The sequence below is a fragment of the Pseudomonas sp. B6002 genome (assembly GCF_013385985.1).
GTDB lineage: Bacteria > Pseudomonadota > Gammaproteobacteria > Pseudomonadales > Pseudomonadaceae > Aquipseudomonas.
Map to the genome: position 1 here is coordinate 1 of NZ_JACAOY010000048.1, position 10,420 is coordinate 10,420.

Annotated in this window: 10 protein-coding genes; all 10 read right to left on the minus strand. The window is 63.2% G+C overall.

Annotation, left to right across the window (positions count from 1 at the left end; all coding sequences use genetic code 11):
• Positions 1-116 precede the first annotated feature (116 nt).
• Positions 117-1,094 (minus strand): LysR family transcriptional regulator, encoded by a 978-nt coding sequence (locus HX792_RS30150; protein ID WP_176999478.1) that lies wholly within the window; start codon positions 1,092-1,094, stop codon positions 117-119.
• 52 nt (positions 1,095-1,146) lie between these two features.
• A complete protein-coding gene (locus HX792_RS30155) occupies positions 1,147-2,088 on the minus strand; it encodes a peptidylprolyl isomerase (RefSeq protein WP_176999479.1) in 942 nt (313 codons plus the stop codon).
• Positions 2,085-2,564 carry a YbjN domain-containing protein gene (locus tag HX792_RS30160; RefSeq protein WP_176999480.1) on the minus strand — a complete coding sequence of 160 codons (480 nt, stop codon included), beginning with the start codon at positions 2,562-2,564 and terminating at the stop codon, positions 2,085-2,087. The genes HX792_RS30155 and HX792_RS30160 overlap by 4 nt, the downstream gene beginning before the upstream one ends.
• A 20-nt stretch (positions 2,565-2,584) precedes the next feature.
• Positions 2,585-3,211 (minus strand): DNA repair protein, encoded by a 627-nt coding sequence (locus HX792_RS30165; RefSeq protein ID WP_176999481.1) that lies wholly within the window; start codon positions 3,209-3,211, stop codon positions 2,585-2,587.
• A gap of 18 nt (positions 3,212-3,229) precedes the next feature.
• Positions 3,230-4,930, minus strand: coding sequence for a putative porin (locus HX792_RS30170; RefSeq protein WP_176999482.1), 1,701 nt, complete (start codon positions 4,928-4,930; stop codon positions 3,230-3,232).
• Positions 4,931-4,972: 42 nt separating this feature from the next.
• Positions 4,973-5,677 (minus strand): energy transducer TonB, encoded by a 705-nt coding sequence (locus tag HX792_RS30175; RefSeq protein ID WP_176999483.1) that lies wholly within the window; start codon positions 5,675-5,677, stop codon positions 4,973-4,975.
• 3 nt (positions 5,678-5,680) lie between these two features.
• Positions 5,681-6,106 (minus strand): biopolymer transporter ExbD, encoded by a 426-nt coding sequence (locus HX792_RS30180; RefSeq protein ID WP_176999484.1) that lies wholly within the window; start codon positions 6,104-6,106, stop codon positions 5,681-5,683.
• Between the two features lie 11 nt (positions 6,107-6,117).
• Positions 6,118-7,917: a DUF2341 domain-containing protein gene (locus HX792_RS30185; protein WP_176999485.1), complete on the minus strand. Its 1,800-nt coding sequence runs from the start codon at positions 7,915-7,917 to the stop codon at positions 6,118-6,120.
• 24 nt (positions 7,918-7,941) lie between these two features.
• Positions 7,942-9,528, minus strand: coding sequence for a ShlB/FhaC/HecB family hemolysin secretion/activation protein (locus HX792_RS30190; RefSeq protein ID WP_176999486.1), 1,587 nt, complete (start codon positions 9,526-9,528; stop codon positions 7,942-7,944).
• 62 nt (positions 9,529-9,590) lie between these two features.
• Positions 9,591-10,184 (minus strand): transposase, encoded by a 594-nt coding sequence (locus HX792_RS30195; RefSeq protein ID WP_176999487.1) that lies wholly within the window; start codon positions 10,182-10,184, stop codon positions 9,591-9,593.
• Positions 10,185-10,420 lie beyond the last annotated feature (236 nt).

The following is a 10,420-nucleotide window of genomic DNA, read 5'->3' on the forward strand; positions in this document are numbered from 1 at the left end:
ACAGGCCCATGGTTACTTTTGGCTGGGCCGGCACTCCGGGCTCTTTTCCAAAAGTGACCCGCCGTAAGGGCGGAACCAATATCAGCCGTCACCCCAACAACGGATATGCACTCAACTCAATCAAACCACTCCCGCCGCCCCTCAAACGTCCCCACAATCAACTCCACCACCATCCTCACCGCCTCAACATCCTGCACCCGCGCATTCACCGCCAACCACACCTGCCGCTGCATACTCTCAGCCAGCAACCCCGGCAACGCCACCAACCCCCGGTCAAAACTGCTCATGTAATGCGGCAACAACCCAATGCACGCCCCACAGCGAATCATCTCCAACATCAACGAATACGCCTGCACCTGCACCACCGCCGCCAGCCGCTGCTCCACCACCCGGTTCCAGGGCTGCAAGGCATCCACCCGCACATCGGGCTGCCACTGCACCAGCATGTAATCGTCCAGGTCCTCGACACTGTCCGGGCGCGTGGTCAACCGCGAATACCGCTTGGCGATATGCGGCAAATAATGCAAACGCGCCAGCGCCCGAGGCGGCTCCGTCGGAAAGCTCGGCCCCGGCAACGGCCCGTCTGCATCCGACAGCCACAACACCACATCCGCGTCCACCGCTTGCAGGGACAACTGGCTGTCCAGGGATATGATCTCCAACCGCACACTGGCATTGCGGCGCAGCAAAGCGATCAGATCGCGCCCAAGAATGTCATGCAGGATCGGCTCGGCCACCGCCAGGCGAATCAGCGGTTGCTCCACCACCGGCAAACGCCGCTCATGGGCCAGGGCCACCAGGTGCGCTTGCAACTGCTGACCGTCACGACTGAGCACCAGCCCATTGCCCTGGTAGGTGAACAACGAATGGCGCAGCTGTTCCTCCAACTGCGCCAGGCGCTTGCGCAGCAGCGTCGCCTTGATATTCAGGCTGCGCGCCGCTTGCATGAAACAACCACAGCGCGCGCTCACCAGGAAATAGCGCGCCACCTCCGGTTCGATCTCGCCGGCCTGGGCCAGCCAGGCGCTGCGCGGCGCCATCGGTTCGCGATAGGGTGCAGCCCCCTGGGGGGCAGACGGTTCTAGAAATGCCATGGGAGACTCCCTGTCTTGTAGGTCTTGTGCATCCAATGCGTGTTTGCGGGTGTTACTCCAGCACCTTGTTCAACTCGGCACCGTCGATGCTCAAGGTGGCGGTATTGAGCATGCCTTCCAGATAGGCCTTGGCGATCTGCTCCTGGCGCTGGGCGCGCAGGGCCTGGGTCAGGCGTTCGCGCAGTTCATCGAGGGTGGCGGTGCGTGCCGGTTGCTGGCCGATCAGCTTGAGCACGTGGAAACCGGCCGGGCTTTGCACCACCTCCGACACAGCCCCCACCTTGAGCCGCGACACCGCCTCGCGGACCTGCGGCACCAGTTGCTGCAACGGTTGCATGCCCGAGTCGCCACCGCGCTGGGCGGTGTCCGGGTCCTGGGAATATTGCGTGGCCAGGGCGGCGAATTCGCCCGGTGCGGCTTGGGCCCTGCGGCTCAGTTCCAGGGCCTGGCGGCGCACGGCGTCGGCGCCTTGTGGGTCGTTGACCGCCAGGAAGATCTGGCTCACCCGGTACATCGGTGGCGTCACCCACTGAGCCTTGCCACTGTCGTAGGCCTGTTGCAGTTCAGCGGCGCTGGGGTAGTCGGCCGGCACTTGGCTGACCGACAGCATGTAGTCACGGAACACGATCTGCTCGGTGGCGGCGCGGGTCTGCTGCTCCACCTCCGGGCGCTGGCGCCAGCCTTGGGCGTCAGCCTGTTCGAGCACGGCCTTTTGCGCCAGGCGCGACCGGATCCAGGTTTCCAGCGCGCCACGATTGCCGCGCAGTTGCTCGCGGGACTCGGCGGGCAAACTCGCCAGCACGCTTTTCAGCTCGGGCACGTCGATCTGCTGGTTGCCCAGGCGCGCCACGGCCGGGCCGTCTTGCAGCGGCTTGCCGGCAGGCGTTGGTTGCTGCGCAGCCACCGGGTCATTGCCCGGGCGCAAGCCCAGGCCCACCGCAACCACCAGCAACGCCAGGGCACCGGCGCTGACCATCAAGGTTGGCTTTTTCACAGGACTGGCGCCTCTTCACCCTCAGGGGCGGTAGCGGCCTGCGCCTGCAATTGGGCAGCCTGCTGGCTGTACTCGCGCAGGTAGACAATGAACTCCTGCAACAGGCGGTCCCACAGTTCCAACTGGCTGCGCAGGTGGGTAGCGCCGACACCGGCCACCACCACGTCCATTTCCATCAGCAGGAATTCACCCTGCAATGACAGCCGTGCAAAACGGCGCGAAGCGTTCCACACCTGGGCCAGGCCTTCGGGCAGCTCACCTTGTACTCGCAGTGCGCAGCTGTAGGTGAAGTCCACGTAGTTGCCCGGCTCTACCGCCGCATTGCCAAAACGCACGGCAAAGCCGATGCCCTGGCTGGCGCTGAGCAATTGCACAATGCCGTTCTGTTCGGTCTGGTTGACCCGGTAGCCGGCTTCCTGCAGCAGCTCGGTGAGGCTCTGTGGGGTCACGCTGGTGATCAGTTGAACATCGCTCATCGTAGTCTCTTCCTTGTCGATCAATGATTAAGGGCGGTGTGCGGCGCATCGAAGCGGTTCTGGTAAAGCTCGTCGCCAAACCCCTGGGCCAGTTCCTCGAACTTGACTCGCGCGCTGCTGGCGAAGGGTTGGCGGATGCTCATCACTTCGGCCACGTCGATTTTTTCGTAGGCCGCGAGCAACTGCCGAGCCACGCCGTACATCTGTTGATTCTTGACTGAACATTGCTGCACTTGTGTGTCACGTTCAGTCAGTTGCGCCTGCAAGCGGGCGCGCTCGGTTTCCTTGCCCTTGGCCAGCACCAGCAACTCGTCATAGGCCTTCTTGAACTTGCCGATCTGCTCATTGCTCGCCGCCACCTGGGCCTGCGCCTGGCTGTGCAGGTTCTGTTGCTGGCCGGCCAGTTGTTCGGCTACGCCACGGGCTTTTTCCAGTTCGGCGGTCAGCTGCTTGATCTGCGCCTGGGCCTGCTTGGCCTGGTTTTCGGCGGCAATGCGCGCGGCACTGGCCTGGGCCTGTTCGCTCTGCAACGCCTGCAACTGCTGGGTAGTACTGCGCAGTTGCGTACGCAGGCGCTCTTCCATGCCTTCCGCCGAGGCCGCCGTGGCGACGAACAGCAACAACAGCCCGCCAATTCGCATGTTCATGTGGCATCTCCCTGCGCATCAGAAGCGCGTGTTGAGTTCCAGTTGCATCACATCCACTTCGAACGGCGCGCCGTACACTTCCGACGCGCTCAACCAACGCGCACTGGCGTAGATGTTCTTGTCGAGACCGTAGTTGGCGCCAATGAAGTAGCCCTTGGCGTTGGTGCCGCCCAGGTGGAAGGACGAGTCGTTGAAGCCGTCGGGCAAGGCGTCAGGCTGGATGTACTTGTAGCCAGCCAACACGTTCCAGTCGCCGCGCTTGCGCATCTCCAGCGCACTGCCGAGGGTGAACTGCACCATCAACGCATTGCCGCCACTTTCAAACTGGCCCTTGCTGTTGATGTTGTTGACGATCTCGCCTTCGCTGCGCTTGAGCATCTCGCCCTTGTCGTAGGCCAGGTTGTGAATGAAGTTGCCTTGGGTGCGCAACTTGAAGTCGCTCGGCAGCTCGGCGTCCCACGCCAGGTTGAGGTCCAGCACATCGAACTTGGAGGCAAGGCCCACGTACTGCGGCTGCGGGGTCAGGCCAGGCGTGGCTGGGTTGGGCGAGATATTGCGCAGCAAGAACACACTGTTACCCTTCTGCATGAAGGCCAGGCGTGAACCATCGGAGTCGCAGCCGGGCGCACCGGCCCAAGGCGCACAAGGGCTGGAGCGCTGGCCTTCGATATCGTCGAAGTGGTAGTAGGCCACCGCGCCCTTCAGGCTGTTGTCGCGGTTGATCTTCCAGTTGGCGCCAATCTGCCCGCCGAACAGCCATTTGGTGTCGCTGTCTTCCTTATCGAAACCGTTGCTGCTGGCCGCGTCGGAGGTGTACTCCACCGGGAACACACCCAGGGTGCCGAACAGCCCCCACTGGTTATTCAAGGCATGGTTGAAGTTGGCGGCGATACCGTCGAAGTTCAGATCACCCGAATACATCATGTCGGTGGAATAGAACGGGTTGGCGAAACGACCGGCCGTGAGGGTCATGTCCTGCGTGGCCTTCCAGCTCAGGTAGCCCTGGTCGAGCCAGATGTCCTTCTTGCCAAAGCCGCCCCCCAGGGTCTGGGTGGTGGACACCGGGTTGTTGTCCGAGCCCGTGCCGATGCGGATACCGGCGGTCCATTCCGGCGAGATCACCGCTTTCATGCCCAGGCGGGCACGCAGGCGGAACAGGTTTTCCCGGTCCTTGGTGGTATTGAGCAGCGGCGGTAACTTGGTGTTGGTGTCTTTGTTGACGTCGTACGGCCCGCTTTCATTGAGCTTGGCGTAATCGACCAGCTCATTGCTGTTGTTGCCCGAGAAGTAGCGCGACTCGTCCCGCAGGCGAATGTCGCCGTCAAAGCTGATGCGCGACACCCAATCGGGAAAGGTGTTGGGCTGGGCCCAGTTTTCATTCTTGGCGGTGGCCATGACTTCGGCCTTCACCTGATCACGGATCTGATCACGCACCGCTTGCGGCACGTACTGCACCCGCACATCCCCAGGTGCTGCCACCGGGCCGCTGGCAACCACCGGCGCGGCGTTGGCCTGGCGCGCCTGCTGGGCTTCTTTTTCGGCCTGGGCGATCAGCCCGTTGGCGGTGTCCTGGGTCAACACGCCCTGCTGCACCAGCAGGCGAATCAAGTTGATGGTGACGTTTTCCGAGGGGGCGACCGGCGCTGCTGTCGCCTGGCCGACCAGGGTCGCGATGACCATGCCAACCGCCAGGGTCAGTCGATTCACGGGGGAAATCATGTGTACGCAACTCCTGTAAAAAACCGTAGAAAGAGGGTTCGATCAATCCGGACGCCGGCCCTTGAGGGACAAGCGCATGGGCAGCGTCAGCGACGCCGGCGGCTTCTGTGTGGCGCGCGGTGCCTGCACCAGCGCGAGCATCTGGGCGTCGGTCTCACTGTCACCACTGGACTTGGCCACCACCGCTCGCGTGACCTGGCCATCCGCGCCCAGCCACAGGTCGATCTGTATGGCAAAGGCCTTCTTGCGCAGCTCCGGGTCCTCGCGCATCAGGCGCTGGTAGGTGCCCGCCAGGTACTGTTTGTAAGTGCCAGTGCCCAACCCGCCGCCGCCACTGCCCGCCATGCCGCCGCCCTTGCCGGCGCCGATGTTGAAACCATCGTTGCCGGACTGCGCATCGCCATCGATCTGCATCGGGTTGGCCAGGTCGTCCGCCGGTGAAGGCGGTGCCTCTTCGGCGGGCTTGACCTCTTCGGGTTCGGGGCTGGGCACCGGTTCCGTCACCTTTTCTTCCACCTGGGGCTCGGGCTCCTTGGGTTTTTCCGGCGGCGGTGGCGGCGGTGGCGGCAACGGGATAATCGTCGGCACCTTGGGCGCTTCACGCCGCACGCCACTCATGTCATTGGCCCACTGCCACAAGAACCAGGCGGCCACGGCGCCCAGCAGCAAGCCGGCGCCCCATTTCAACGGGCGCAACGGCGGCTTCTTTTTCACCGCCAGGGGCGCAATCGGGATCTGTGCGGTCATGACTCAGCCCTGGCTCGGTTTGCCGGTGACCAGCCCGACCTGGGACAGCTCCAGCCGTCGCAGCAAATCGAGCACTTCGATCACCTTCTGGTACTGCACCAGCGCGTCGCCGCGCACGATCACCGGGAAGTCCGGGTTCAGCGCTTTCTCAATGCGCAGGCGCTCTTCCAGCTCACCGAGGGTCACCGGGTACGCATCGAGGAACACCTGGCCGCCGTCGTTGACGGAGATAGCCTTGGTCTTGGCCTCCGACAACGACACCGAGGCGCTGGCCTTGGGCAGATGGATCTGGATACCCGAGACCTGGGCAGTGGCGGTGAGGATGAACATCACCAGCACCACCATCAGCACGTCCACCAGGGGCGTGATGTTGATGCTGTCGACGGCGGCATCTTCTTCATCGTCGTGGGAGGCGTTTACGGAAGCCATGGCGATTCTCCTCAGGCCGGCACGGTGGCGTGGTGCTCGCGGCGATGGGCCGCCTCACTGGACTGGCTCTCGCCGTGCATCTCCGCCAGGCGAGTGATGAACTCGTCGACGAACACGCGCATGTCGGCGCTGACTTCCTTGTTGCGCGTGATCAGGCGGTTGTAGCCAAACAGCGCCGGGATCGCGACGAACAGGCCCATGGCCGTGGCCAGCAAGGCCGCCGCCATGCCCGGGGCGATGGCGTTGATGTTCACGTCACCGGCCATGGCCGTGCCGAGGAACACCACCATGATCCCCAGCACGGTACCGAGCAGGCCGATATACGGGCCGCCGGCAATAGCGTTGGACAAGGTCGAGAGCTTGGCACTGAGGGCCTGGTTTTCACGGGTGCGCACGCCGTCCATGGAGCAGCGGATCGCTTCGATGGTGGCGGCCGATACCGACGAGGTGTCGGCGCCCTGGGCGCGGCGCGTGCGGATCTCCTTGACCGCCACGCGGTACAGGCGCCACAGCGAAGAGTGGGTCAGGCGCTCGGCCAGCACTTCATCGTCGTAATACATTTCCAGGCGCGTGCCGATCTGCGCAAATTGCTCGCGGAACACTTCGTTGGCACTGCTGACGCGGCTGACCATGCGGTTCTTGCGCAGCATGATGAACCACGACTGCACCATCATCGCCACCAGCACCAGGATGATCACCCAGGCGTCCACCGGCACGGCCTTGAGCAAGAAGCCCAGGCTGCCGAAGCCAAAACCCGACTGTTCTTCATCCACCCCGTAAGCCACCAGTTTCGACTCGGCGCCCTGGGCACTCGCGTCGGCCAGCAGCAGCGTGGCCGGACGGGCCACCTTGGACAGACGCAACTCATCGATGGCGCCGGCGAACGGCAGGTGACCACTCGCGGCGTCTGGCAGATCGGCACCAATGGCCAACTGCGTGTTGAACGCCGGCAACGCGACCGCCAGGCTCGCGGTTTCGCGGCCATTGACGTACAGCGCGATTTTTTGGCCCTCGGCGGTGAACGCCAGGTGCTGCCATTGGCCCGGGTTCAGCGGTTGGGTCGACACCGCACGCTGGCCATCGATGTCCACGAACGGCATACCCTGGTTCAAGCCGAGCAACAGGCTGTGGCCACCGTCACGTCGGGCGAACACCACTTGCTCGCCGCTGGCCTGGTCCAGGCGCAGCCAGGTGCTGAAGGTGAATGCGCCACCAGCCGCCTGTTGCAGCGATGGGCTGGCAGGCAACATCAGCGGTTGGCCACTGAGTTGCAGGGCGCGGCCGATGACGCCATCGATGCTTGCGCCGGTGGCGTTCAGCGCGGTGTTGGCGTAGGCCGTGGTGTCCCGGGCTGGCGTGCCGTTGGCGCCGTCAAAGTGAAACAGTGCGGTGTAGTTCGGATCGAAGGTCAGTTGGCCGTTGGCGGTCGCCGTTGCCTTCTGGTTGCCGTAGTACATCCACAGGTCCTGGCGCTGGCCACCCTCGACCTTGGGCACATCGACCCAAATCAGCGCCATGCCCATCAGCGGGTCGAAGCTTTCGATCTGGTGATTGAACACGGTCTTGTCATCGGCACTGACAAAGCGCAGGTCGGCGCCGTCGTCCTTGACCCCGTCAAAGGAGAAGTTGCCGGTGTGCAGGCGCACCAGCAGCGCAGTGCGGCCCAGGGCCTGGTTGATCGCCGCGCCTTGGGCGGTGGTATCGACCGAAATCTGTTTGCGGTAATGCCAGTCGTCCTGCCACCAGGCATGGGCGGTGGCCGGGAGCGTGAAGCCCAGGCAGATCAACAGGCTCAGGAATAGGCGTTGCATGGGTGAAGTCTCCGGAAGAAAAAGTCAGAAAGTCGCCTGCACACTGAAGTGCAGTCGCGAGTCCTGTTTCTGGGTGTTCGGTCCATCGAGCAGCGGGTAACCCCAGTCCAGGCTGCCGGACAACCATTTGCTCAAACTGGCGCGGGTGCCCAGGCCGACACTGGCCAGGCTGTATTCGTCTTCTTGCTCGGGCAGCGGGTCGTGCAGGCGCAGGCGTGCGCCTTCGGCGAACGCATAGAAACGCCATTCCTGCACATAGCTGCCCAGGTACTTGGCCAGGGACGGCGTGCGCAGTTCCTGGGAAAGCAAATAGCCCTCGTCGCCGGTGCGCTCCGCGGCCAGGTAGCCGCGTACCGAAGTGGCGCCGCCGGCGGAGTACTGCTCGTTGGAAACCAGCGGCCCCGAGGCCAGCTGGAACGCCGCCTTGGTTGCCGACTGCCAATCGTTGGTGAAGGTGTAGGTGTAATTGAGATCGCCCTTGAGCACCGCGAAACTGGCGCTGGCCTTGTAGCGCTTGTAGTCGAACTCTTCGGCGTCGCTGCCGTAGCCGAAAAACGCACGAGTCCCCACGATCAGGTTCAAGCCCAGGCCGAGCTGGGATTGTTCGGTGTAGCGGTAGCCGTTGTAACCGAGGGTGAACGGCGCGTACTTGAGCGGCACCTGGTCGCTGCTGGAGCCGAATTTCATCTCTTCGTCGAAGTCCTTGAAGTCCACGCCAAAGGAGAACGAGTTGGCCCAGGCGCCTGCTGCCGGCAGGTTGTAGATCGCCGATACGCCATAGGAATGGCCCTTGCCCAGCACGTTGCTGCCGCCGATGGTGGCGATGTTGCTGTCAGACTGGTAGCCAGAGAACTGCAGGGTCCAGCGCTCATTCAACGGCGCGCTGTAGGAGCCCGACCAGACCTTGGCATTGCTGCTGTCCTCGGGCGCCGTGAAGTAGGTCAGGGAAATGCTGTGGCCCAGTTGCCACAGGTTGTCGTAACCCAGGGTGGCGACCGAACGCAGCTTCTCGGTGTCGGCGCTGTAGTCGTTGTTCAGGCCGAGGCTGGCGTGCCAGGGGTTCTGGTCTTCCACCTGCAGGTCCACGTCCATGGTGCCGGGGCGTGCGCCTTCGCGTACCAGCGGCGTGACCTGACGCCCCGCCCCTCGGTTGAGGCCGGCCAGCTGGGTTTGCACCGTGGCAAAATCCGGCACGGCGCCCTCCTCCAGCGCCGGCACCTGCTCGCGGATTTCCACCGGCGAATAGTGCTTGGCACCGACCACACGCACGCGGCCGACTTTGGTTTCGCTGACCTGCAAATAGACGATGCCGTCATCGACCTTCTGCTCGGGCAACTCGACAAACACCGACTGGTAACCCCGCGCCTGATAGATCTTCTGCAACGCATCGCGTGCACCCTCGATATCGTCGAGGGTCTTTTGCGGACCGAGGAACGGGTACACCGCTTCCTCAATGGTCGCCGCGTCGAGCACGGTATTGCCGCGCACGAAGTACTCGTTGACGTCCACCCGGCGTGCCGGCGCGTCCCCGGCCTCTTCGGCCAGCACCGGTTGGGCCAAGGCCCCCAGCGTCAGGCACAGCGCCAGCGTTGACTTGAACAGATGCTCCACACCGCCCCCTGGTTTTCTGAAAAAGTTGTATGCCTTCGCCGATTGCACGGCGTTCGGCCTGCTCAATTGCTGGTGGTCGAAAGATGGCTGTGCCGGGCCAGCCAGGTGTGCAGCAAGGCGAAGTTCAACGAGAACTCCGGCATGTGCAGCAAGGCGCCACAAAACACTTCACCGATGATTTTCTGGATGAGCTGTACCGCGTGCGGGTTGTTCAGCAGCGTGGCGATATCCCGCTGCAGGGTCTGGATCCCCCATACACGCTGGTTCAGGTCGAGGCCGACGAACCAGCGAAACAGCAGGTTGTAGTTGAGCTGCTCGTGCAGCTGTTGTTCGCTGGGTACCGAATACAGCAGTTGCAGCAGGAGGATGTGCACCACGGTGTGCGGCGCGATGGACATGCCAGGGTCGGTCTGGAGCAGATCACGGTGGCTGTCGAGCACCTCGTCGATCTGCGGGCGCAACAGCACCAGCGAGTGCCCGGAGGGGATGTAGCTGGACACTTCCTTCAAGGCGCCCTGCCAGTCGTCCTGGGAGACGATCCACACCCACGGCGCGCCGTAGCGGTATACCGAAACCGGCTTCTTGCGCGCAGCTTCGACGATCTTCGACAGGCGCTGGTCGAGCTCCTGCATGCCTACTTTCGAATAACGTTCCATAGTTCCCATTTGCCCCACTCCTGGCGTCCTGCTGACGGCTTGGGAGACGACTTTTGATCGTATCCAGCGCGTTACACAGGAGAGACGGGAGGGGGTGGGAGCTACCGAACTTTTGTCATGAAAGCTTCATTTTGGATTGAGTGGGGGGCAATTTTTTGGGGATTGAGTACATATCCGTTGCTGCGGTAAAGGCTACTTAGGGTTCCGCCCTTACGGCGGCTCACTTTGGAAAAGCC